Origin of the sequence: Bradyrhizobium sp. 147, assembly GCF_023073935.1 — a bacterium.
Taxonomy (GTDB): Bacteria; Pseudomonadota; Alphaproteobacteria; order Rhizobiales; family Xanthobacteraceae; genus Bradyrhizobium.
Map to the genome: position 1 here is coordinate 225731 of NZ_JADPKL010000087.1, position 22836 is coordinate 248566.

The 22836-nt window shown below is 60.6% G+C and carries 22 protein-coding genes and 1 tRNA gene; 15 read left to right on the forward strand and 8 right to left on the reverse strand.

From position 1 onward, the window contains the following. Positions 1–72 precede the first annotated feature (72 nt). Entirely contained in the window at positions 73–303 is a 231-nt protein-coding gene (locus tag IVA87_RS20935) for a hypothetical protein (RefSeq protein WP_247296793.1), read from the reverse strand. Between the two features lie 282 nt (positions 304–585). Between IVA87_RS20935 and IVA87_RS20940 the strand changes: the two genes are divergently transcribed. Continuing rightward, entirely contained in the window at positions 586–873 is a 288-nt protein-coding gene (locus IVA87_RS20940) for a hypothetical protein (RefSeq protein WP_247334841.1), read from the forward strand. A gap of 70 nt (positions 874–943) precedes the next feature. Here IVA87_RS20940 and IVA87_RS20945 read toward each other — a convergent pair whose 3' ends face one another. After that, positions 944–1108, reverse strand: coding sequence for a hypothetical protein (locus IVA87_RS20945; RefSeq protein WP_247296792.1), 165 nt, complete (start codon positions 1106–1108; stop codon positions 944–946). Positions 1109–1381: 273 nt separating this feature from the next. Between IVA87_RS20945 and IVA87_RS20950 the strand changes: the two genes are divergently transcribed. The 4 genes from IVA87_RS20950 (at position 1382) to IVA87_RS20965 (ending at position 3722) form a co-directional block, all read left to right on the forward strand. Next, entirely contained in the window at positions 1382–2143 is a 762-nt protein-coding gene (locus IVA87_RS20950; protein WP_247334842.1) for an NAD-dependent protein deacetylase, read from the forward strand. Positions 2144–2340: 197 nt separating this feature from the next. After that, complete coding sequence (locus IVA87_RS20955; RefSeq protein ID WP_247281023.1) at positions 2341–2970, forward strand: cold-shock protein; 630 nt, start codon at positions 2341–2343, stop codon at positions 2968–2970. 115 nt (positions 2971–3085) lie between these two features. Further along, positions 3086–3571 carry a DUF192 domain-containing protein gene (locus IVA87_RS20960; protein ID WP_247334846.1) on the forward strand — a complete coding sequence of 162 codons (486 nt, stop codon included), beginning with the start codon at positions 3086–3088 and terminating at the stop codon, positions 3569–3571. A 74-nt stretch (positions 3572–3645) separates the two neighbouring features. Further along, positions 3646–3722: transfer RNA gene (locus IVA87_RS20965), tRNA-Pro, on the forward strand. Between the two features lie 142 nt (positions 3723–3864). Here IVA87_RS20965 and IVA87_RS20970 read toward each other — a convergent pair. From IVA87_RS20970 to IVA87_RS20980, 3 genes are all read right to left on the reverse strand, one after another. Then, positions 3865–4155, reverse strand: a complete 291-nt coding sequence (locus IVA87_RS20970; protein WP_247334848.1) for a hypothetical protein — start codon at positions 4153–4155, stop codon at positions 3865–3867. Positions 4156–5014: 859 nt separating this feature from the next. Beyond that, complete coding sequence (locus IVA87_RS20975; RefSeq protein WP_247334849.1) at positions 5015–5209, reverse strand: DUF2158 domain-containing protein; 195 nt, start codon at positions 5207–5209, stop codon at positions 5015–5017. After that, positions 5209–5937, reverse strand: a complete 729-nt coding sequence (locus IVA87_RS20980; RefSeq protein ID WP_247334850.1) for a phosphatidylserine/phosphatidylglycerophosphate/cardiolipin synthase family protein — start codon at positions 5935–5937, stop codon at positions 5209–5211. The genes IVA87_RS20975 and IVA87_RS20980 overlap by 1 nt, the downstream gene beginning before the upstream one ends. 501 nt (positions 5938–6438) lie before the next feature. On the opposite strand from IVA87_RS20980, the gene IVA87_RS20985 reads away from it, so the two are divergent. The 7 genes from IVA87_RS20985 (at position 6439) to IVA87_RS21015 (ending at position 15866) form a co-directional block, all read left to right on the forward strand. Next, the gene (locus IVA87_RS20985; RefSeq protein WP_247334851.1) at positions 6439–7251 is read left to right on the forward strand and encodes a hypothetical protein; all 813 of its coding nucleotides are present in this window, start codon (positions 6439–6441) and stop codon (positions 7249–7251) included. 13 nt (positions 7252–7264) lie between these two features. Next, positions 7265–7573 (forward strand): hypothetical protein, encoded by a 309-nt coding sequence (locus tag IVA87_RS20990; RefSeq protein ID WP_247334852.1) that lies wholly within the window; start codon positions 7265–7267, stop codon positions 7571–7573. Then, on the forward strand, positions 7573–8367 hold the full coding sequence (locus tag IVA87_RS20995) for a hypothetical protein (protein WP_247334853.1): 795 nt from the start codon (positions 7573–7575) through the stop codon (positions 8365–8367). Before IVA87_RS20990 ends, IVA87_RS20995 begins: the two co-directional genes overlap by 1 nt. 5 nt (positions 8368–8372) lie before the next feature. Then, on the forward strand, positions 8373–9170 hold the full coding sequence (locus IVA87_RS21000; RefSeq protein WP_247334854.1) for a glycine-rich domain-containing protein: 798 nt from the start codon (positions 8373–8375) through the stop codon (positions 9168–9170). 479 nt (positions 9171–9649) lie between these two features. Beyond that, entirely contained in the window at positions 9650–12160 is a 2511-nt protein-coding gene (locus tag IVA87_RS21005; protein WP_247334855.1) for a hypothetical protein, read from the forward strand. Between the two features lie 13 nt (positions 12161–12173). Beyond that, positions 12174–12635 carry a hypothetical protein gene (locus tag IVA87_RS21010; RefSeq protein ID WP_247334857.1) on the forward strand — a complete coding sequence of 154 codons (462 nt, stop codon included), beginning with the start codon at positions 12174–12176 and terminating at the stop codon, positions 12633–12635. 969 nt (positions 12636–13604) lie between these two features. Continuing rightward, the gene (locus tag IVA87_RS21015; protein ID WP_247334860.1) at positions 13605–15866 is read left to right on the forward strand and encodes a hypothetical protein; all 2262 of its coding nucleotides are present in this window, start codon (positions 13605–13607) and stop codon (positions 15864–15866) included. Between the two features lie 1152 nt (positions 15867–17018). Here IVA87_RS21015 and IVA87_RS21020 read toward each other — a convergent pair. Continuing rightward, entirely contained in the window at positions 17019–18104 is a 1086-nt protein-coding gene (locus IVA87_RS21020) for an acyltransferase (RefSeq protein ID WP_247334861.1), read from the reverse strand. 1171 nt (positions 18105–19275) lie between these two features. Here IVA87_RS21020 and IVA87_RS21025 point away from each other — a divergent pair. Beyond that, the gene (locus tag IVA87_RS21025; RefSeq protein ID WP_346658374.1) at positions 19276–19578 is read left to right on the forward strand and encodes a transposase; all 303 of its coding nucleotides are present in this window, start codon (positions 19276–19278) and stop codon (positions 19576–19578) included. 362 nt (positions 19579–19940) lie between these two features. Further along, positions 19941–20867 (forward strand): Ku protein, encoded by a 927-nt coding sequence (locus IVA87_RS21030; RefSeq protein WP_247334862.1) that lies wholly within the window; start codon positions 19941–19943, stop codon positions 20865–20867. Between the two features lie 55 nt (positions 20868–20922). On the opposite strand, the gene IVA87_RS21035 is transcribed toward IVA87_RS21030, so the two are convergent. Then, positions 20923–21654, reverse strand: coding sequence for a DUF3750 domain-containing protein (locus IVA87_RS21035; RefSeq protein ID WP_247334877.1), 732 nt, complete (start codon positions 21652–21654; stop codon positions 20923–20925). 448 nt (positions 21655–22102) lie between these two features. Between IVA87_RS21035 and IVA87_RS21040 the strand changes: the two genes are divergently transcribed. Further along, the gene (locus IVA87_RS21040; protein WP_247334863.1) at positions 22103–22486 is read left to right on the forward strand and encodes a hypothetical protein; all 384 of its coding nucleotides are present in this window, start codon (positions 22103–22105) and stop codon (positions 22484–22486) included. Positions 22487–22575: 89 nt separating this feature from the next. Here the strand turns inward: IVA87_RS21040 and IVA87_RS21045 are convergent. Next, positions 22576–22836 (reverse strand): ATP-binding protein (locus IVA87_RS21045; protein ID WP_247334864.1); only part of this gene is annotated, 261 nt, incomplete at its 5' end.

Consider the following 22836-nt stretch of genomic DNA (forward strand, 5'->3'; position numbering starts at 1 on the left):
GCCTCATCTGCCTGAAGACGACTCAACGTGTGCGCGAAAATGTTGTTCCGTGCTCACAAGAAGTAACGCCGGTCAGAGGCGGGAGGAGGGATCGAGCCTTCGGCCGAGGGCGGCAACGGACTCGCTCGACGGCCGTTCCTTGAGGAACTCGGCGATGGCCTGCGCCAGTTCGCGGTCGCTCATCGGCTTCGCCGGCGGGCGCAGCGTGCCGACGCCGAAGCTGCGGACGATCTCCTCGTAGTGCTGATCGTCGGATTTTGGCACGAGCCGGCGGATACGGGCCAGCAAAGCGGATATGGGCATCTCTCCTCCTCGATCGTCCGCCCCGCTGGCAGAAGCTCACCTCTGCTGCCATCTCTCCCGTGAAACTAAAAACCCCGCCAGCATCGCGGAGGATGCTGACGGGGTCTTCGTGCTGTCGCCTCAACCGGATGGTGAAGGCTTCCGCACTTGCAGAGTCAATCCGCGCAGGGAGCGTTCGTTCCCGCTGGCCCGCTATTTTTTTGGACGGCTTGCGGTTCCGCATTGCCGCAACCATCGCAAGCCCTCGCCGTTATCTCCGCGAGACGCGCGAAGGAGGAGATTATGAAGAAGACATTGGCAGTTCTGGCCACCGTCGCAGCCGTCGGCGTGACCGCGGTCGCGGCGCCTGCGCCTGCCGAGGCGCGTGGCCGCGGTATCGGGCCGGGCCTCGCATTCGGCCTTGCCGCCGGCGCAATCACGGCAGGCGCGGTCGCGGCATCGCATCCGTACGGCTATTACGGTCCGGGTTACGGCTATTATGACGGCCCGAGCTACTATTACGGACCGGGTCCTTACGCCTATTACGGCGGCGGACCGTACTATCGGCACCACCACTGGCGCCACTGGTAGCGACTGACAAGCGAAAAGCCCGGAGCAAGGCTCCGGGCTTTTTTTGTTCGCGTGCGCCTGACGTCACGCTCTACGGCCAGAGCGAGGGACGCTCCGCCTTGCGGGCATTATCGAGCGTCGACACGAAATATTCCTCGCGCTCGCGCTTGAACCTCTCCTGGGTGGCGCGGAAGGCGGCAACACGGGCGGCGATCTCGTCGCGTTCGCGGGCTTTGCGTTCTTCATCTTCGGTCATGTCCATCCCCTCTGTTCGCACCTGAACCTGTGTTTTCGACTGACCTCGAGCGCTGCCGCCGCATTGCGTCGTGAGTCGGATTCAACACATCCATTGGGGCTCTCGAATGGGGCGTCAATGGGGAGGAGGCATTGCAGGATTGTGATATGCGAAGGGCGGCAGGAGTTGCCTACTCTGTTTCTCTTCGCTCTTTTTCATCATGTTGGACAAGAGCGTCAACAATCTTGCCGCTTGTGCACCTTGCAGCCAGCGCAAACACATCGGGAGCAGCGGTTGATTGCATCGGATCTTCGCAGCGGCGTCGAACGGCTCGGCGAGATGATCGCCGAAGCGAAACGAATCGTGCCGTTCACCGGCGCCGGCATCTCGACCGAATGCGGCATCCCCGACTTCCGCTCGCCGGGCGGACTCTGGACGCGCAACCGTCCGATCCCGTTCGACGAGTTCGTCGCGAGCCAAGAGGCGCGCGATGAATCCTGGCGTCGCCGCTTTGCGATGGAGCAGGTCTTCGCAGCTGCAAAGCCGGGCCGCGGCCACCGGGCGCTGGCCTCGCTCTATCGCGCCGGCAAGGTTCCCGCGATCATCACCCAAAATATTGACAATCTGCACCAGGCCTCGGGGCTGGCGGCCGAGCACGTGATTGAACTTCACGGAAATACTACTTATGCGCGCTGCATCGGGTGCGGCAAGGTCTATCAGCTCGACTGGGTGAAGCGCCGATTCGAGGCGGAGGGCGCTGCGCCCAACTGCACCACGTGCGACGAGCCGGTGAAGACCGCCACGATCTCGTTCGGCCAGATGATGCCTGAGGACGAAATGCAGCGGGCAACCGCGCTGTCGCAGACCTGCGACCTCTTCATCGCAATCGGTTCCTCGCTGGTGGTGTGGCCGGCGGCAGGCTTTCCGATGTTGGCCAAGGACGCCGGCGCACGTCTAGTGATCATCAATCGCGAGCCGACCGAGCAGGACGACATCGCCGACCTCGTGATCCATCACGACATCGGCGAAACGCTCGGGCCCTTTGCCGGGAATTGAGGCATCAGTTTGATTCGCGGCTGTGCAAGCTGTTCATAGGTCCCGGCGAATCTCTTTTTTGTCTATGCCTCGCAACCGGGAGTGTTATCTTTTGAGTCGAAAGATTCGCGTCGCGTGAATTGAGAACATTCTCTTAAGACGCGTGATTCGAGCGCCGCCAATGTGGCGGGTTGCATGGCAGTGTGGGGTCCGGGGTTATGGGGTCGTCGGACGGATTTGAGTCCAAGAAGGTTGGAGTTCCCGTGGGCGAGCACGGTGGCGGTCGCGACAGCGCGCTCAGCCCCTTCACCGGACTGGGTGAGGGCAGCGGTAATCTGGTCGAGGTTCACGGCGTCATCAAATGGTTCGACGCCTCAAAGGGCTATGGCTTCATCGTTCCCGACAATGGTTGGCCCGACGTCCTCCTGCACGTCACCGTGCTGAGGCGCGACGGCTTTCAGACCGCTTACGAGGGCGCCCGCATCGTCGTCGAGTGCATCCAGCGCGCGAAAGGCTATCAGGCATTCCGCGTGGTCTCGATGGACGAATCCACCGCGATCCATCCGGCGCAGATGCTGCCGCCGCGCACCCACGTCACGGTCACCCCGACCAGCGGCCTGGAGCGGGCCCAGGTCAAATGGTTCAACCGGCTGCGCGGCTTCGGCTTCCTCACCTGCGGTGAGGGCACGCCCGACATCTTCGTGCACATGGAGACGCTGCGTCGCTTCGGCATGACAGAACTGCGCCCCGGCCAATATGTGCTGGTTCGGTTCGGGCCCGGCTCCAAGGGCATGATGGCGGCCGAAATCCATCCCGAGACCGGCTCGCCGGGCTTGCAGTCGCACTAAACGCACCAATTCCCGCAATCGTGAGCACAGGCGCACCGGCCGACCGGCGCGCCTCTGGCTTTTCCGGCGACCGTTGCGTAAGGACTGCTCCAGTCCCACGCCTCGAGTACTCCCAATGAATTCTGATCGAAAGGCCGTCTGGTCCGTTGCGAAGGGCTGGCTTGCCGCCATCCTCGTCGTTGCCGGCATGGTCGCCGCAATCGGATCCGTCCGCGCCGCGAGTTTCCAGCCGCTCGAGATCGTCACCAGAAGCGGCGTGCAGGTGTTCTCGGTCGAGATGGCGACGACCGAGCAGGAGAAGCAGACCGGCCTGATGTATCGCAAGGAACTGGCCGACGGCAAAGGCATGCTGTTCGACTTCAATCCCGAGCAGGAAGTGTCGATGTGGATGAAGAACACCTACGTCTCGCTTGACATGATCTTCATCCGCGCCGACGGCCGGATCCTGCGCATCGCCGAAAACACCGAGCCGATGTCGACCAAAATCATCTCGTCCCAGGGTCCGGCCCGGGCGGTGCTGGAGGTGGTGGCGGGAACGGCGCAGAAATACGGCATCCGTCCCGGTGACCGGGTCGCCCACCCGCTGTTCGGCAGCAAATAGGCGCCCCGGATCGGCGTCATTGGCGCCTTGCTGGCGCGCCGGGAAGCGTGTATCGACGGGGCGCGCCGGACATTCGGGGTATAGCGCAGCCTGGTAGCGCGGCAGTTTTGGGTACTGCAGGTCGTTGGTTCGAATCCAGCTGCCCCGACCAACTAACCCGCTGAAGCTGCGGCGACATTTGTTCTCCTTGTCCATGCTGATTGCGCCCGCGCTAACCCCGGGGAAGCACCGGGGAAGCACGAGCGCACATTTTAGGCCTTTTGGCCGGCTTTGACAGAGGCCGGCGCAGCGGTTCAGTGCAGCGTGTTCTCAATTGCTGCCTTGGCTTCCATCATCCTCAACGCTATCGGCAAGGTCACGGCCGCGTCGATCTCGACCAGGTTGCCGGGCAGGGCGCGGAATTGGCCGGCGGCCTTGCCTTTGAGAGGCGCCAGCATTGCGGCAGCGATTGCCGAGCTCACCTGACAGCGGACAAGGGCGCTATTGCCTTCAATGGCCAGTATTAGGTCGGTACCGCGGCGGGCGAGCAGGGCGCCGAGATCATTCGAACGGGTCGAGGTGCGGAGGGCGGGTGAGTTGCGCATAGTGTTTTGCCTTTCGAGCAAGAAGCGAGTCCAGGGGCGAAATGACCGACACTAGGCGGCCCCGCGCACCTTTGGGCGTGCGCCTTGGACATACGCGCGCGGCCCCTGGACAAGATTTGTGATTGCCGCTCACCGGAATGGCTCTCGGCTAGTGTTTCGGGCTTTCGACCCGCGATCAGGATGCGGCCTGCCGAAAAATCAGCAACGAATATTTTGTCTGGAAAAGTCTAATACGTAAAACCAGACAGCTTAGCGCTTGGAGCCTCTAACGCATTTGGCGATTTGAGCGCTTTTGTCGGGTTTTGAAAACGCGCACCACCATACAAAAAACGCCTGTCTCCCAGTGCTCTTTGTGACTCCAGGAGCTGAATAAGGCCAACAGCTTAGCGATATGAAAGCGCTCCTTGCGCGATCGCGTTTGCTAGGTCGTACAATCGCGAGGGTCGTTGACGGTATCAAGTTGCGTGGTTCGCGCAGCGCAAAGCATCGACCAGCATGCGCAACGCCACGCGCCGACATCCACCCTAGGCGGCCCGCCCCGGCCCCTGGGGGCGGGGCGGCGCCGTGGTGTCGAAAGTCCGCACGGCCGCTTCGCTAATTTCGGGAATCCGAGAAGTTCAGGGTAGCCGCCGAATGTGACTCAAGCCGAGCGTTGCTCCTGACGGGAAATGCACAATGCGCGTCCCCAAGGCCCGTTCTCAAGAGGTGCATCGAGCTGCGGCCGCGACGGCGTCCCAATGCAAGCGGCACGTCAGCTATTTGCGCCGGCTCGGTTGGTGGCTTGTCTTTGTCGACGACATGGATCGTAGGGCCAGAAGCGGACCTCTTTGTACCCTGTCGGTGCTCGATTCGGGAGAATTTAGGAGTCCACAAGTTTCAGCGAAGTCACGGGGAAAGTGTCATGTTCTTTCTTCCACGGCGCCTTATCTTGAACGAACCAATCACACCAAGCCGTCAAAGTGCCCCAATGATCGGCTACCTGTTGGACCGTCATGAGCGGCCCGCCAGACTTCAACTGAACGACGCTTCCCGCTTTGATTTCCTGATCGCTCATCAGATCACTACCTCTGCGCTGTTCCATATCTGCTCGTAAGCCGCTACCTTCAGTGCCGCGATATCGTCACCGCGGACGATCTCCGCAGGCGACCGCTTTGCTAGATCCTTAAATGACTGAGTAACGGTCCACGCGCCTTTCCCATCCACTAAAATGGCACGATCGTGCAAAGTACGAGCAGCAGCCAACCGGACCTGGATTTTCCGGTGAGGGTATTGCGTCCACCATTTTGCCGCCGCGGGACCGAGAGAAGCCTTCGCGGACTGCTGATCGGAAAGCAGCCGAAGAGCAACGTGGTCGGAAACTGCTCCGGCGAAGTCCAACAGCATGGTGTCGTCCATGTAAGGATCAACAACGAGAATGTCCGAAGCGGCCGCAGCGAAGATCTTCGCTACTGCAGAATAAGCATCAAATGGGCTGCCGACGGGGATGAATGCGCCTTGCGCTCCGGCGGGGGAGGCGAGCTCTGCGGCCGCAAGCACCTTATGGATTGCCATCATCATGGTCTGGTGACCCATCGCTCGCGTCGATGGAAGTGCCAAACTCAGTTTCGCGGCACCGAATTCAGCCTTCGCCCCAATGTCTCCGCCACGTTCGACAAGCGCTTCTGCGCGCCCGATCCACGTGAGTTGGTCCGTCGTGAGAGGAGCAACACCACCAAACGGAGGCGCCTCTTCTATCAGGCGGCCTAGCCGACGATACAGGTCTTCAGCTGAGAATTCGGACATGTTGAACAAATCAAACTACGAATCGGGAGCACTCGACAATGACACGAGGCTTGCGCAGGCAGCAAATATTGTCTCACTTCGCCCCGCTATTCACAGAAACGGATCATGACCTGACTATGCTGTTTCCGTGCGGTTGGAAGTCACAGGTTGCTGCGAGGGCAAACTCTGATGCAATTAACCCGGATGCGGCGTCTTTGATCTCGATCAGCGGGACGGCCTGGATCATCGGGATCAATAAGTCCACTCTGAGCCGCGAGGTCGATAGTGGCGCGGTCCAGTCCCGCGTCGGAAAAGTCGTATGGGCTGAAGAGTTGCCGACGAGAATGCCAACGTCAATTTAATTCAGTAGCTGCGACCGCCACCAGGCGAGCAGCGGCCGCGTTGGAAGGCGTAACCTTTTGCTCACTTCATTCCTCTAGAGTTATCTACACGGACGCAACGCCGCTTCGCCGACGGCACCCACCGCGCAATCCCGCGCACTTCCTCTCACCCGTCGGCGCCATGTCATCTGCTCGTTACGACCGTCAATCGTCATACGCACTATTTAGTGCAGAGAATCCCAAAGCGCAGATCCCGGGAAATCTCCTCGACGCCGAATTCAACGCCGTCAAGGTCGCTCTCGACGACACGCAACAGAACTTGGCGCTCATCCAGGACGACGACGGTGTTCTGAAGCGAGGCTCTGTTGGCCGGGCGCAGTTCGACAGCAGCGTGAGTCTTGGTTTCGGCGCGCCGTCACAGTGGGCGAGCGGGGTCCTCTACACAGCGCAAGTCAACACCGTCTTCCACAACTCGATCTTCTACATCGCGAACACGACCCACACTTCCGGTGTCAGTTTCGACGCGAGCAAGTGGGACGAGATCGCAGACTTCACGGCCGCGGTAGCGATCACCGACGGCTCGATCACTTCGGCCAAGCTGGCCGACGGCGCCGTGGCCGCGAACAAGCTGGCCGACGGCGTCGTGTCGAATACGAAGATTGCGACGGGCGCCGTGACCACGGCGAAAATTGCCGACGGCAACGTCACAACCGCGAAGATGGCCGACGGTGCCGTCACGTTGCCGAAATTGGACCCGAGCATCGCCACGCCAGCCGGCGCGATCATGGCCTATGCCGGCGCGACGGCTCCCACCAGGCTGGCTGCTATGTTTCGGACAATCGGTGCTTCGAGCGGATTATCCGGTACTTTTTGCGAACATCGGAACGACCTACGGTTCAGCCGATGGATCGCACTTCAACCTTCCGGATCTGCGCGGACGCGCGGTGTCTGGCGCGGATGCTATGGGGGGCGTGGCCGCCAATCGTCTAACTGATCTCGTTTCGGGCATGGACAGCATTGGCGATTCAGGGGGCCAACAGTCTCGGACGCTGATAACCCCGAACCTGCCCGCATATACGCCATCTGGCACGATCAGCGGAACAGTGTTCAGCAGCGAATCCAACGTCCAAAAGAACGCCGGCAGCATCACTCCTCCGACTGGTGGTTCGTCCACGGTTCCCCTTATCTCGCAAGGACAAATTTCCATCAACGGCGGCGGATTTTCATTCAGCGGCATACCGCAGGGCGGCACGAGCACGCCTATTCCGACAATGCCGCCGACCTTAGTTCTCAACTACATCATCAAGGCTCACTGATGGCTTACCCGACGAAATACACGCGCCAATACGATTACGTCAGCTACCAAAATACCAACCCGGCGCGGCCGTTGCCCGCCAATGAGGTTCACGCCGATCTTAACGCAGCGGCGCGCTCGACCAGCGAGATCGTCGATTTCCTCAAGACCAGCTTGCGGTCTGACGGCGCGATCCTGAACGGCGCAGTCGGCTTCGATCAACTCTCTACAAGCGTGAAAGCCAGTATCGGCGACACGACTTCGGTAGACGAGATTCTGGCCGCGAAAAACGACGCCCAGGCGGCAGCTTCTGCCGCAGCGACGAGTGAAACTAATGCGGCCAGTTCAGCGACGGCGGCATCAGCGTCGGCATCCGGCGCCGCGACTTCGGCGACGAATGCCGCAGCTAGTGCGAGCAGCGCAGCGACATCGGCCACGAACGCGAACTCCAGCGCAAGCGCGGCAGCGACGTCAGCTTCGCAGGCGCAGTCCTACAGCGGGATCCCGCAGAGCATCAAATCGGCGTCCTACACCACAGTGCTGGCGGACGCGCAGACGCACATTCTGCATCCGGCCTCGGACAACAACCCGCGGACCTTCACGATCGACAGCAACGCGAACGTGGCTTACCCGATCGGCACTGCGATCACGTTCATCAACGAGATCAATACCGTCACGATCGCGATTACTTCCGACACGCTGGTGCAAGCGGGCTCCGGTCTGACAGGCAGCCGCACCCTGGCTGCTAACGGCATGGCCACGGCGGTGAAAATAACCGCGACGAAATGGATGATCGCCGGCGCGGGGCTGACATGACGGCTTTGCTGCAAATAATTGCTGCGCGGCCGACGTTGGCCATCACCTATCTGCTTGTCGGCGGCGGTGGCGGTGGTGGCGGTCAAACCGACTGCGGCGGCGGTGGCGGCGGGGGCGTGTTGGCCGGCAGCGACACGCTTGTCCAGGGCCGCAGCTATTCTGTGGTCGTCGGAACGGGTGGATTAGGCGCCACCACTGCGGCTGCCGGCGCCAATGGCGGCGACTCGACGTTCAACGGGCATATCGCGGTCGGAGGCGGCGGTGGGGGTGGCACGGGTTTGAACGGCGTGGCCGGGGGCTCGGGCGGCGGTGGCGGCGGTGATGCCGGAACGTCCGGCGGCTCGGGCACCGGAGGGCAAGGTAACGCCGGCGGCGGCGGAAGTGTCACCCCCCGACGCGGAGGTGGCGGTGGCGGTGCAGGGGGCGCGGGCGCGACTGGCGCTGCCTCCGGCAACGGCGGCAACGGTGTTTCAAGCTCGATCAGCGGCTCGGCTGTGGCTTACGGCGGCGGCGGCGCGGGGGGCTGTGAATCCTCGACGCCCGGCTCGCCTGGAAGCGGTGGCGGCGGCACGGCGTCGAGCACGGGCGGAAATGGTGGCACCGGCACGGATGGCCTTGGCGGCGGCGGCGGTGGCGCGAGCCGCGGTAGCGGCACGGCGGGCGCTTTCAACGGCGGTAACGGCGGCAAGGGCGTCGTCATCATCAGTTACCCCGGCGCCCAGCGCGCAACTGGCGGGACAGTCATCAGTTCGGGCGGAAACACCATCCACACGTTCACGGCGAACGGAGCGTTGGTGTTCTGATGTCCGGCCAAATCGAATGGCAGCCGATGCAGCGCCGACCATCGTCATCACTAGATCATTAAGGTTCAACTAGTATGCCGCAGATCATCGATTTCGAAGGTCAGCAGCACGAATTCCCCGACGACTTCACGCCGGCGGACATTCAGCGCGCGCTCGCGAGCGTCCCGCCGCAAGCCGCCGCGCAGCCGGCGCCCGCACCGGCCACGCCCGGCCTTGGCGCGCAGAACGCCGCAGCCAGTGGCCGTCTCTACGTCACCCCCGAACCCCAGCCGATCGAGCGCCCCGCATCGCTACTCCCGAGCAGTGTCGGCGGTGCCGTGCGCGACTTCACCGTCGGCGCCCAGGGCGTCGGCAAGGGCCTCACTGACATCGTCACCGGTCCGTTTGACCTTGCTGCCGGCGCGCAGAACCTCATCACGGGTGGCATCAACAAGCTGCTCGGCACGAACATCGCGCCGGCCATTCCGGCGTCGAAGCTGGTGGAGAAGGCCACCTCGGTCCTTCCTGGCATCGACCCCGCGACTATGTCGCGTAGCGAGAAGCTCGCTTACGATGTCAACCGGTTCGGCACCCAGGCCGTCGGCACCGGTGCCATGCTGGCCGCTCGAGCTCCAAGCGCCGCCGCGGCGACAACGCGGGCTGATACGGCCGTCGGGCGTGTGCTGGACCATCTATCCCGGCCGTACACCGAAGCGCCTGCGCGGACGGTTGTTGGTGACACGATCGGGGGTATGGGCTCCGGTGTAGCGGTGAACGCCGCGGACAATTACGTCCCCGAGCATGCAGTCGTCGGTGATACTATACCGAAGCAGGTGGCGAACATTGTCGCGCCGCTGGTCGGGGCCGTCGGTGCGAACTCCATCCAGGGCACCGCCGAGGGCATTGCAGGCGCGATCCGGAACATCGCGGCGCGGTCTTTCAGCTCCGCTCCGGCTCCGATCCCGCTCAATCCGAACACGCGGGCGCCGTACAGCGCCGCCGATGTCGACCGTGCTACCGCAAAAATCCAGGGCGCCGCATCCAACTCGCCCCGCGCACTGGCGCAAGATATCCGCGAGAACGCGGCGGCCTTAGCGCGGCCGACGGAGGAAGGGGCCTCGCCGTTGCAGAGTTCGGCAATGCCGACGTCAGGACTGCTGTCGCGAGATCCGGGCCTGATTGCCGCCGAGCAGGGAGCGCGTCTCAAGTCCGCGCCGGATTTCATCAAGCGCGATCAGAACGTGAAGAGCGCCGCGGCCGAGCGTGTCGAAGCTATGCGAAATCCTGAGGCCGACCTCGGCTCAGTCATGCGCCGCGCCGCGCAGGCGCGGGACGAGCGAGTCGGCGCCGCGGAGAACGAGATCCTCCAGAGAGAAGACGCGAATCGATCCATTGACCGAATTCGGTCGGATCAGGGACAGCCGTTCGGGGCGCTCGACAACAGTGAGGTCAAGGCGAATGCCTCCCGTCGCTTGGACGAGGCGCTCGTCGACCGGACGTACGTCCCCGCGCGCGCCGAGAAGAACCGGCTATTTGACAACGCTCCCGGCCGGGCAGATGAGCTTCCGGCCGACACGATCTTTTCAGCCATCGATAGGATTCGAGGGAATGCGAACGGCCTAGCGCCCGGTGTGCTGCCAGAGGACTTCATGCGTCGGCTGAACGCTCTGCGGCCGCAGATGGTCGAGCATCCGCCGGAAAGCGGCCAGATGGTCAATGTCGGCGGCCCCGGCACCGCCATGGGTGGCGATCTGGCGGACCTCCGCAAGTTCATCGGCCCAGCTCAGGAGCGCGCGCAAACCTCCGGCAATTTTGATTTGGCCGACAATCTCGGCCGGCTTCGCACCGCCATCAATCGCACGATCGAGGAAGCGCCCGGCTATTCGGAAGCCAATGCCAACTATCGGCACTTCGCTGAACGCTTCCGCCCTGAGCGGAACGACGAGATGGCACGATTCACCCGCGAACTCGATCGCGGCGGTCAGGACGCCGAGGGCCAACTCAATCGTGGCGCCACGCCGCCGAGCGCGACTGGTGACCGGTTCTTGGCCTCGCCAGAGAAGGCAGCTAGCTTGACGCGGGCGCTCGAGGGGGCGCCGGCGGCGCCGGATGCTCATGCAGCGCTTCGCGATTATCTGCGGTCCGACTTTGCGAGGTCGGCCCTCAACGCCGATGGTACGGTGAACTCGATCCGTGCCAACGCGTGGGCGCGAAACTATTCGGATATTCTTGGGCAATTTCCCGCGGTCCGAGGCGAGTTCGACGAGATCGTCGCGGCCGCTCGCCGCGGCGAGCAACTCTCGGCGCAGGCCAGGGCGGACCTGGAAGCCGCGCGCGTGAGCCGCAAGGCAACCGAAGCCGATATCGACCGGTCGGCCGTCGGCACGCTGCTCCGCGAGGATCCCCGCGACGTCGCGCAGAAGCTCCTCGGGAGCAAATATGGCGCCGACGCAAAATTGAAAGAAATCCAGGACGTCATCGGCAAGGACGAGCAGGCGGCTCGCGGTTGGAAGGCTGCCGTGTCCGAAGTTCTCGCGGACAAGGTCCAAGGCACCCGCCAAGTAGGCGATACGCTCGAGGTGCATTTCGCGCGACTGGCGCGCGAGTTCAAGGACAACGAGCAAGTTCTCGCCAAGGTCTATTCACCCGAAGAGATGAACACTCTTCGCCAAGCGCACAAGATCCTGTCGTATTTCAAGGAGGCCGAGAAGCGAGCGACCGTTGGTTCCGACACCGCTGAGAAGATGAGCATCCCGGGATGGGCGCAACTGGCTGTGCGCCACTTCAAAGGCGACCTGGCTGGGGGTGGGCTCATCAAAAGGTTCAAGCTGATGCTCGAGCTGCTTCCGTCCAACCGGGAGAGCGCCGATCAGATCGTGCAGGCCGCCTGGTTCAACCCTGACATTGCGGCGTATCTCCTTGAGCGGCCGCTGAAGAACCAGAACGCTACCTTCAACAGCGTCCCGTTGCGCCGGCTGATAGCGGCCGCGAACGCGTCGCGCGAAAACTAAAAGGTGGAGAAGAATGCCTTCAATTGCCGCCTACGATCTGTCCGAACAGCAGCGGACGCTGGTTCGTCTCATCGTTAACGAGGGGAGGCGGCCTGAGGAAGCCGCAGAGCTTGCTGGATATCACCCGAAATCGGTCTACAAGACGATGCGATTACCGGCGGTCGCTGCCGCGATCTCGGAATCCATCCAGCTCGATCTCGCAGTGGTTGGCGCGCCCCTAGCTTATCGGGTGGCGAAGTCACTGCTCCAGGACGCAAGTGTAAGTGCCCGTGTCCGAGCTGACCTCTCGATGAAGGTATTGGATCGGGCTGGGCACATTGCACCCACACGCAGGGACACGTCCTCTCAGCAAAAGTCTCTCTCCGAAATGACCCGCGACGAACTGGCTGCCTTCATCGCGGGCAACCAGGCTGAGATTGACAAGATCGAGGCCGAGCTGGCCTCGCGCGCGAAGGACGTGTCGTATTTAGGTTAGTTAGGCGGACGCCTCGCTGCTCTTTGAGCAGCGCGCGTAGATTGTCGACGCGTGTGCCGCAATTTTTCGGCGACAGCATTATCAGCTGGATTCACGACAGCGCGGGCAACAAGTGGTAGATCAATTCCGGCCGCAGGTCTCGATGTTCGCGCAAATGGGGGTAAAGTAGATTGGGACGGAACAGATGGCACGGCCAGCGACAATTTCGCCGCGCTGCAAAACGCGTTGAGCTTTGCGTACTAGCACGACGAACACCAGGACGGATAACGGCCCCGCAATTGGCGGTCAGCTGTTGCTGCCGAAAGCAGCTTCATCCTGCCGGCGCGCAGCTCTACATCAACTGCGGTGTGACGCAGGTTATCGTTAACACCTTGAAAGTCTCTGGCTACTCATCCGGCTCTGGCGGGGTCGCGCCACCGGTCCGGCAATCGATGGCGGATTTATCGATATAGTTGGCCTTCATCCCGAGCAGGTGGTTTCGCCGGTCATCATCAACGTCCCTATGATATCACCAAGGGGGTGGTCAGGGCGCGGTCGGTTATTAGCGGCGTCGTGGGTATTTTCAGGCTATCGGGCTTGAACGTCGCCCCACTTCGTGCTGAGCCCGCCGATGGCCCTCAATGGCTGCACTCGACTGGTCGCCAACGGACAGTCCGGACCCACAACGAACATGACGCCCATTTCAACGACGGACTCGGTGTTCACCCCGAATCCGCGCTCCTGGTAAGGATTACCAAATCTGATCGGAGTCGCTTAGCCTGTCATCGGCTTTGCGCTCAGCCTTCGTCATGCCCCCGAGATGTTTGCGTACCAAGTACGCAGCGCGAGGAAAAGGCACATTAATAGCGCAACGACGAGTACTGGATCAGAAGATTGTTGTGCATAAGGGGCAAATCTACGACCTCCCGGGTAGGTTGAACAACCCTGAATTAGTGCTAATAGATGCAGGTATATTGGAAAATCTGCATCATGCTTTCAGTCGTTTTTGCGCCGGCGTTTTATCTAGCGCCAACGGGATTCGGCCTCTTCCTCCTTTGGCCGCTTAGAAACCGCCACTTGGCCGCGCGCTTGCCGATCGCTTTCTTGGTCGGCGCTGTTTTTATGACGAGGCTGTACGAGCTTGCTGAAGAAAGGCACGTCGTAGAAGAGTTTTTTAGCGACTCTATCTGGTGGGTCGCGTTGCTGTCGATTCTCGGGATACTTGGATCCGTCGCATGGTCAAGGCGGACCCCCGTGAGGTGGGATGCCGTCGCACTTGCCGCGATGATAGCGGTTCCATCATTCTTCTTCTGCTACTTTTGGATTTCGAGCTACCCCTTCACGGATGTCTTCCAAGACATTCACCCCATGAAAATGGCGGAAGAGTTTGCAAAAACGCACGTTCTGAACGGCGTCGACGGGATGTCATATATTCCCGTAAAGCCGGTCCTGAATGGGTTGATGATAGGTGCTGTCGACTATGATCAGCTCGTAGGCGTCTGGGCTTTGGCACCTTGGACTGCCGTGTTTCGGTTGCTTGTCGCATGGCACGCTACGAGACTGGTCGGCAGCGACGGGAATAGGGTTCTCGCCTTTGTGCTCTTGGCCGGGATGCTGCTCGCCTTCGACATGACCAACGGAGTGATGTGCGCCTTCGGTGCAATTCTGCTGCTGGTTGAACTTGTCGAATTTGGCCAACGCTTTGAGAGGAAACCCTTAGGGGCTGCGGTCGTGCTTCTGTTGCCAATTAGCGTCTATTTGGAATGGCGCTTTTTAGGGCGCGATCCAGTCCCTAGCTTGGTAGCTATGACACTTGCTTTGGCCACCATGGCGGCGGTGTGGTCGCCTCAGCCGCAACTCGGTCGAGCCCTACTTGTCGTTGTCCTTGTCGGCTGCCTCGTGCAATTGCACCGCGGAAGCATGCTATTCGTGACAGTCGCCGCGGGAGCGGGTGCTGCATTGACGATGCGCAATTCGCTGGCCGTGCTTTGGCCGGCGGCAATCACCGGACGTTTTTTGCTACCGATTGGCCTTGGCGCTTCAGCCATCGTGATCGCAGCTTCGCTGAGCCACATCTCGCTACCGTTTTCGCTAGAGGAATTTTATGTTTCAATTCTTTCGTCCCTTATCAGGGTTGATGGACCTGAGACGATGCTCGGGACGGGGGCGAAAAACGCGGCTATCGAGTGGGTGCAAGCGATCGGCCCTTTGATGGCGATAATGATTGGCGCTGTAATACTCTGGTCGACCGTGACGAAGCTGGGTCGGAAGATATGGGCAATGCCATCATTCGTAATTCCATGGGGCCTTGCTTCAGGGCTGACCTGCGTGATCCTGACGGGATTGCCGTATGTGTATAGGTCGGCACCTCTCGCCTGCGTGTTCTTTGCGATCGCGCTCAGTGTTGCCCTTCCGCTGCTTTGGTTTCATTTGCGCCAACCGCTATCTCTTCCAGCTCTGGTGCTCCTCGGGCTTGGTGGGATGTATGGCGTCTTGATGTTAGCTGTTCCATCCCTGTCCCTCTACGGGCGGTTTTACTGGCCGGTCCTGATCTGTCTGATCGCGGCCGCTGCGGCGACCTTCTATTGCATGCGAGCTGCACCGAAGTACCGTGGTGCCGTACTCGTTGCGTCAATTGCAACAGCGATTGCTGCAGACCGCTTGAGTGAAAAAGTGGCACTTTTCCCGCATGTTTACGGCGTGCCCCCGTCGCCAGTCGCTTACATCAGCCACTATGGCGCGGAAGATCTTGCTGCGGGGGAGGCTATAGATCAGTTGCCGGCAGACACCGTGGCCGTCTCCGATCCATACACATTGAGCATAGTCAGGGCACGCTCTGGTCTCAACACGACCTTCTCTTATTCAAATCTCGATACGCTCAATGAATTTTCAGAGACACATCTCCGAGGCGCGTTGTTGGCCATACGCGCGGGTGATCAGTCAGGCTTTTGTACGGAGCTTCGTGAAATGATGCCAATAGCCGGCAATTATCGACATTTGCTAGATCGTCTGCACTTGAGCAAATCGTCGATTGACGTAGCTGTTGTCTTCTCATCAAGGACGGCCTCTTGGTCAGATCTTCTTCCCGGAGGAAGGCAAAGCTACTTCTCGTCCTTGGGCCCGCTGGATGCCGAGATAGTGCAAAAACTCTCGGCTATAGATGCCGGAATCCGGCTCGTTCAAGGCCGAATAGCCATGATCAACGTAAGATGCGAGCTTCCGCCTGGTCTGCTTGTCCAGACCAGAAACTAGCTTCCGGATTGAACGACACCCAGAGAGGCGCGCCATTTCGTCGATCACGGGGGCGAGCGCGCGATGAATGGTCGGTGAATGCCCCGTTCAATGGCTGTTGCACGTTACGGACGTAATCTGCGGTGCAGGAACCCGCTTCCATCCGTCTCCGTTGAAGACATAGAGTAGAAGGGAGAGAACAATGTTTACTCGCGCCGCAATTCTGGCCCTGACGATCTTTGGATCGATCTCATCGGCCGTAGCCGACGACGCGCCTATCCAGCAGATCCAGTTTCGTGGCGGCCCCGGTGGACAATGTCCCCGGGGATATGATTTCAACTACTCGAACGGCCGCTGTTATCCGAACGAATATCATGCCCCCGGCGCCTATGCCCGACCGAACTACCACCGCTACCGGTCCTGTCCCGACGGTGACTGCTATCCGTATCGGCGCCGCGCACCCCGGGCGTACGACCCCTATGACTACTGACCGGCGTTGGCGTTCCGGGTTCTCCGCGCGGATGGGCGAGGGCTATCCTCGCGGAGTCGGGCCGGCATCTGCTCCATGGCCCGATCGAACTTGAAGGCTCCAAGCACCCAAGTACTCAGGAATCCAAAGGCGCCCGAGTCCCCGCGTCATCAATTGGTAGATCGTCATCCGTATCTCCGCTCCTAGGCGTCCACCACCGCTAGGAAGATTCCCCGCCTTTCACGCACTGAACGCTTGGTGGTACGTGCGAGTTAGTTAGCCTTCGTTTCGATCCAGCCGCCGAGCGGATCAGTTGAGCCGAGCCTTAAAAACCTTGTCCCAGGCCGGAAGCTCCGCCATGTAGAGAGCGACCACATACCACTGAGCTTATCTGGCTCGTACCAGCGCCCGAGCTCCGCAGCGTCTAAAGCTCCATCTCCCGCCGCTGGAGCATGATTTCCTTGGCAGGAGATCGGCAGCGACGCCTTCTGATGTGTTTCCAGCCGAAAGCTTTGCCTTGTAGGCATCGAGCGCATCGCCCAGCAAAGGCCCCGATAGGAACGATGCAAGCCAATCCAGAAACATCAGGTCTTGACCTCGGCTTGCACGACCTGAACAGCCTGGTCCTTGGCAGCGCCGGCTTGTGCCATTGCAACCGCAGCGGCCAGTTACCTTGGCTTCCAGCATCGCGACGCCTTCACCCCCTATTCTGCGGGGGTGCAGAACTCCGCGGTCTGGTCTTTTTTGGGAAATGAACTGCGTATGCGCACCTTGATGGCGCTAGCTACCATTCGGTAGTGCCGCTCAAAGGCGAGAGCGAACAGGACCGCCGCGGCATTTGCAACAATGATGGCGATCGGGATGGCTATTTTTCGTTCAAGCGGGAGAGCATAGACCAGCTTGATAATCGTCAGATGGATCAAAAAAAGAGAATATGAGTAGTCCGCGAAAAAACGAATGAGGTCCGCAGCTTTAGCTGAGAGCTCCGACCGTTGTTGCGTGATGATGACCAAGCAGAGGAACGCGGCGCCAAGCGCTGGAATGTTGATCAACTCAGCATCGACGTCCGTTCGGTGCCATGCCCACCAAGCAAAGCAGACCGCAAAGAGCGGGACTGCCGCGCGCCGGAGTGGGCCGTGGTTTGACGTTGCAGAGGCGATGTAAAAGGCTGCGAAACCAACCAACCACACAATGAATAGCGCACGATCCGTGCGGGGCGTTGCGATGGCATATGAAGCCGGTATCTGCCAAACGAAGAAGATCACTGCTATGCACAGCCATACCGCACGCGCCTTCAACAGGAAGAAGACGGCGCCCACGAGCAGATAGATGTGAAATTCAAGAGCGACAGACGTCAGGTGACCGGCAGATCCGAACGTGGAAACTCCGGGCCATGCCGGCATATTCTCTCGCAACACCAAATTTCCGAAAAGCGTTCGCAGGCTAATCGAATCACCTGGAAGCTGATGTCCAGACCACGCCATGGAGTAATCAGCGACTGCGATAAGCACGAGCGCAGGAAGGTATGCGGTATAAATCCGCGCAAATCTGTCGATTCCGAACTCAATCGGTCCATATGAAGGGTCGGCCGATTTCGCGGACAATGTGGCCGCAATCACAAAGCCAGAAATTAGGAAGAATAGCACCACTCCGAAGTTTGGTAGGAGGGTGCTGGGGCCAATAGCTGCAAAATTCAGAGCGTGTCCGATGCAAACGATCTGAGCCGCCGCGGCCCGCATAAAATCAAGCGCTACGGAGGTGTCGTTTTCTGATCGATCGAGAACTATCATCTGATTACAAAGAAGGCTGTCAATGGGGAAAACATGTTGAGTACTGTTGCTGCCCAATCGATGAAATACAATAGCGGTTCTGTCCGGTCCAGAGCGGCGACGGCGATGAACCACTGCCGAGGAGCTTCGGATAGTGGAGGAGAGTCTCGCGCCTAAGAGGCGGTAACCGCGCCCGGGAAAAAGCGGCCGAACTCTGGTAAGGCTAGGAAAAGGGCGTTCCCCTCGTCGTTAGTTGCCAGACCATCCGCCATATTGCGAGGAGCTGTCACCACCGAATGCCATAACAGGCGCTTCCGGCTGCGGCGCCCGCTGCTGGTCTCGTCGGGCGCGGGCCTCCGCCGCGCGCCTTGCCTTGCGCTCAGTGTAGCGACGCTTCCGATCCCGGTCTTCAGCATCAGCCTTTCGGGTCTCTGCCTTCTCCACCTGCTTCTCGACGGGCAACTGCACTTGCTTTGCAGGCTCTGGGGCTGGCGGCATCTCTGTTGGTTGAGCGGATGTCTGCCGCTGAGCTAGTTGCGGAGACGGCTGGGCGGCTTCTGCGGAACTGGGCAGCACAACGCGAACAGGAGGTGGTGCCTCGCCAATAGAGCGATGCTGAAGCCCGCTAGGCTCATTTAGAGCGGACCTTGCGGTCAACAATCCGCCACCGAAGCCGGCTGCCAGAATGACGAAGGTCGTCCCAATCCCTGCGAAGAATGCACCGGCGCCTGTCGCCATTGAACCACTCCCGGTTTGGAGTAGCGAACGCGATGGCAACGGTTTACGTTCCCAAATAATTGGGAAATGTGGCAGTCAATTGGCTTGGCGAAGGTCGTCAATCCACCGAGTTTCGGCTCTTGGGCCCGAACGCGAGATTGTACCGTGCCTAGCAGTCGGAGTTCGATCAGAGATGGTCGAGGCCCAGTCAAATCGACGTGGGCCCAGTTCGGGATTGTCGCCCCGCAGGATGTCGAGCAACTGCTGGAGATCGTCGCCGATAGAGCCGACTCCCGGCTCCCCGAGGTGGCCCGTGTTTGCCTTGCTGCTCTCGGCAGCCAATTGCGCGCACTGAAGGCCCAAATCCTGGAGTTCGACCGGCGCATCATCGCCTGGCACCGATCAGGCGTGACGTGCAACGGCTTGACGCGATCCCCAGCGTCGGGCACGCCCTGGCAACAGTCTGGTCGCCAGCATTTGCCGATCCCAAGGCTTTCCGATCGGGACGAGACTTCTCGGCCTGGGTGGGCTCGTGCCGAAGCAGAACTCGAGCGGAGGCAAGGACAAGCTTGGCAGCATTAGCAAACAAGGCGATCGCTATTTGCGCGGCCTTTTCACGGCTGGCGCGCTCGCCGTGATCCGCTATGCCAAGATCTATGGCACGGGGCATCGGCCGTGGCTGACGGGACTTCTGACGCGCCGACCCACCAAGGTGGATGCGATCGCGCTCGCCAACAAGATTGCTCGGATGGCCTGGGCTATGATGGCCAAGGGGTGAGCGCTACAGGGAGCCGTCGCGCTCGCGGTATAACCTATCGCGCCGGACATCCGGTGTGACGTAACGGTTGGGAGGGCGAACAGTGGCGCATTCGAGCCTGTGGTCGATCCCATGCTGTTCGCGAGGGCGCAGGGCATCATTGCGGCCCGCAAGAAATGCAGAGGGCGTTCCAATGAGGAGCTGTTGAAGCAGCTGCGAATTGCCCTGCATAAAAATGGCCGATTGACCCGCGCGATAATCGAGGCACGGTTCCGTTCCGTTTCTCGTCCGCCCGGACGACGATTTTCCTGCTCAAGCGGTGTCGGAACTTACGATGCCCGTTCGTCTTGAATCAGGCTAATCTCGAACGGAGTTCTGCGTAAATGGCCCCCCGCGCCAACTGGAAAGGCTTCCTGCGTCTGTCCCTGGTGACCTGTCCTGTCGCACTCTACCCGGCAACGTCGGAGAGCGAGAAGATCTCGTTCAATCAGCTCAACCGGCAGACCGGCCATCGGATTAAGTACCTGAAGGTCGATGCCGACACCGGCGATGAGGTGCCCAACGAGGACATAGTCAAGGGGTACCAGTTCGAAAAGGACCAATTCATTGAGGTGACCAAGGAGGAGCTCGAGGAGATTGCCTTAGAGTCGACGCGCACCATTGAGATTGATGAGTTCGTTGACAGGGCCGATATCGACCCCCGGTACCTCATCAGGCCATATTATCTGCGGCCGGACGGGAAAGTGGGCCACGACGCTTTTGCCGTGATTCGGGAAACCATCCGCGAGATGGACAAGGTTGCGATCGGGCGCGTCGTGCTGACCAATCGTGAGCACATTATTGCGCTTGAGCCGCTGGACAAAGGTCTCGTCGGGACGCTGCTGCGATACCCCTATGAGGTGCGTAGCGAACAAGAGTATTTCGACGAGATCCAGGACGTGAAGGTCACCAAGGACATGCTCGACTTGGCCAGGCACATCGTCAATCAGAAGGCTGGCACGTTCGAGCCTGAAAAATTCGAGGACCATTACGAAACGGCACTTGTCGAGCTGATCAACCAGAAGCGCGCGGGCAAGACCATCCGCCCGAAGGAGCGCCCGAAGGGAGAGAACGTCGTCGACTTGATGGAGGCGCTACGTCAAAGTGTTGGAAAGGAGGCCGCGCCGGCGCAGCCTGCCAAACCTGCCAAAAAGACGCGTAAGGCGGGTGCGGGGCAAAAGGAGATGCTTATGTCCATCGAGGGCAAGAAGGGGTCAACGGGCGCTTCAGGTAAGAAGCCGGCCGCTGCGACGCGCCGGAGATCGGCGTGAAGCATCCAGGCAGCCCAACTGTCAAAACCCGCGTTGTGCGGCAACGGTGCCGGCTTCACAGCCCGGAGGTTGCTCCGAAGCGACCGAGTCCGGGTAGCTTGAGTGCAGGGCGTCGGATGTCGAGGCCGAGGACGGCGCCGAAGAAGTTGATTTCCAAGCCTTCGACCCAACCCATAGAAAATCCGACATATCCAGCCAGCGAAGCATAGACGCCCGTGCCTGACGCCGTGACGCCGAACCATCTGCCAGAGTACGGAAAATCCTTTCCGATCGCGGTCGGTGGCAGAACGGCTCGCAGTTCAGGAACCGAATCGAGGGCGGCCTGGACGAAAGTGTTCGAGTTGGGACCCGGCCAGGCGCTGTAATCTCCGTAGGACCGGAACTTGTAGTTCTCGATCACGTAGCGGATTTTCGGGATCAACGCCTCGGCACGCCGGCCATCTACAGCTACAACAGTTTCAGGTGAGGCGCCGAACCATCGTCCGTCTGGAGCAAAGCCGTTGGTGCGAATTGGCTCGCCCCAGGCTGTGTAGTCATATCGGGTGTAGGTCGGTGCATCCTTTTCTTTCACGACGATCCAGGTATGCACGGCGAAGATGCTGCGCCATCTCACGGTTCTGGCTGCAAACACACGGACCACGGCCTCCGGCCGATCCGCCGCAGCAGGCAGAAGACCGGCGCTCGACCTGTCGGCCGTCTGCCAGTTCCCGCGACCGTCGCCCAGCCAGAAGTATCGCGCTGCCGAAGCGGCGAGGGGGGCGAACACGAGGAACAGAAAGATAACCAAGAGCTTCTTCAAGGGACAGTGCGACGGAGCATCCATAATCATATAGGCCGGATGGCTTCGATCGCCATAGCGGTCGTGCAGCCGCACCGACAAGTAGGATAGGAAGGACGCCTCATGGACATCAGGGAAGCGTCGGCGATGACGGAAGCCTCCGGGCTGACGAACGAGCAGGGCGGTGTCGAGCAAACTCCCGGCCGGCGGTCGGGCTCCGGGCCGGAAGCCATTGGAAGGCGTCCATCGCAGCATTCGCCATCGTTGGATTTCGCTATGCGCTGGGCGGATCAGTTGCGCGAAGCGACCACCAAGGCGCCGTTGCGATCGCTGCTTGTCGCTTTCCTGCTCGGAGCGTGGTTCGCACGCCGGCGATAGGAGTTGCGAGCTTCCCGCGCTTCATGGTGAGGAAGCTTGCGACATCTCAGAACCTGCTGGGCGCTGGACGGAGGAAAAAATGAAGATTCTAGCGATCGCGGTGACCATCCTGCTCGGCACAGTTTCGTTCTCCATGGCCCAAAGCTCAGGAGGCAGTTCAGGCGGTTCGTCATCCGCGCGCGGCGCGAGTGCAACTGGTTCGAGCGGCGCAGGTGGCTCGACGCTATCGAATGGGACCACGCTCAGCGGGACAGGCGGTTCGCCCGGCCCGAACACCTCCAATGCCAAAAACCACCGAACCTCGGGTGAGAAACACGGCGCAACGACTACAGATCAGGGCGGCGGTGGATCTCGACCGACGTACAATACGCCAGCTGCAAACGCGGCCGTGCAGCAGCTTGGGAACATCAACACCGGCATCCTGTGTCAAGCGACGTCCGGATTTGACCCCGCAGCGACATGAGGAAGTGACCCCCTTGTTGTTTGCAGGACTGTAGCAAGCCGCTCGCGAAGCGCGCCCGTCATAGCGCTGTAGCGAGCGAGCGGCTTGCTTCACGACTTCTTCTCCGATTTGGCTTCTGGTGCAGCGGGCTTCTGCAGCAGTCCGCTGCGGCGCTTCTCCTTCAAGCGATAGCTGTCGCCGCGGATCGTGATGACGTGACTGTGGTGCAGCAGACGATCAAGGATCGCGGTGGCAACCACGGGGTCGCTGAATGTGTTTCGGCATGGAATAAGGACCCCGTTTTCGGGGTGATCGGCATCCAATCGGGACCCCGGGATAAGGGTCCACAGTGGCTTCCATCGAGTCATGGA

Excerpts from the sequence above, each read along its gene's own strand:
- IVA87_RS20935 (WP_247296793.1), bottom strand. The coding sequence starts at position 303 with ATGCCCATATCCGCTTTGCTGGCCCGTATCCGCCGGCTCGTGCCAAAA.
- IVA87_RS20940 (WP_247334841.1), top strand. The coding sequence starts at position 586 with ATGAAGAAGACATTGGCAGTTCTGGCCACCGTCGCAGCCGTCGGCGTG.
- IVA87_RS20945 (WP_247296792.1), bottom strand. The coding sequence starts at position 1,108 with ATGACCGAAGATGAAGAACGCAAAGCCCGCGAACGCGACGAGATCGCC.
- IVA87_RS20955 (WP_247281023.1), top strand. The coding sequence starts at position 2,341 with ATGGGGTCGTCGGACGGATTTGAGTCCAAGAAGGTTGGAGTTCCCGTG.
- IVA87_RS20960 (WP_247334846.1), top strand. The coding sequence starts at position 3,086 with ATGAATTCTGATCGAAAGGCCGTCTGGTCCGTTGCGAAGGGCTGGCTT.
- IVA87_RS20970 (WP_247334848.1), bottom strand. The coding sequence starts at position 4,155 with ATGCGCAACTCACCCGCCCTCCGCACCTCGACCCGTTCGAATGATCTC.
- IVA87_RS20975 (WP_247334849.1), bottom strand. The coding sequence starts at position 5,209 with ATGAGCGATCAGGAAATCAAAGCGGGAAGCGTCGTTCAGTTGAAGTCT.
- IVA87_RS20980 (WP_247334850.1), bottom strand. The coding sequence starts at position 5,937 with ATGTCCGAATTCTCAGCTGAAGACCTGTATCGTCGGCTAGGCCGCCTG.
- IVA87_RS20985 (WP_247334851.1), top strand. The coding sequence starts at position 6,439 with ATGTCATCTGCTCGTTACGACCGTCAATCGTCATACGCACTATTTAGT.
- IVA87_RS20990 (WP_247334852.1), top strand. The coding sequence starts at position 7,265 with ATGGACAGCATTGGCGATTCAGGGGGCCAACAGTCTCGGACGCTGATA.
- IVA87_RS20995 (WP_247334853.1), top strand. The coding sequence starts at position 7,573 with ATGGCTTACCCGACGAAATACACGCGCCAATACGATTACGTCAGCTAC.
- IVA87_RS21010 (WP_247334857.1), top strand. The coding sequence starts at position 12,174 with ATGCCTTCAATTGCCGCCTACGATCTGTCCGAACAGCAGCGGACGCTG.
- IVA87_RS21015 (WP_247334860.1), top strand. The coding sequence starts at position 13,605 with ATGCTTTCAGTCGTTTTTGCGCCGGCGTTTTATCTAGCGCCAACGGGA.
- IVA87_RS21020 (WP_247334861.1), bottom strand. The coding sequence starts at position 18,104 with ATGATAGTTCTCGATCGATCAGAAAACGACACCTCCGTAGCGCTTGAT.
- IVA87_RS21030 (WP_247334862.1), top strand. The coding sequence starts at position 19,941 with ATGGCCCCCCGCGCCAACTGGAAAGGCTTCCTGCGTCTGTCCCTGGTG.
- IVA87_RS21040 (WP_247334863.1), top strand. The coding sequence starts at position 22,103 with ATGAAGATTCTAGCGATCGCGGTGACCATCCTGCTCGGCACAGTTTCG.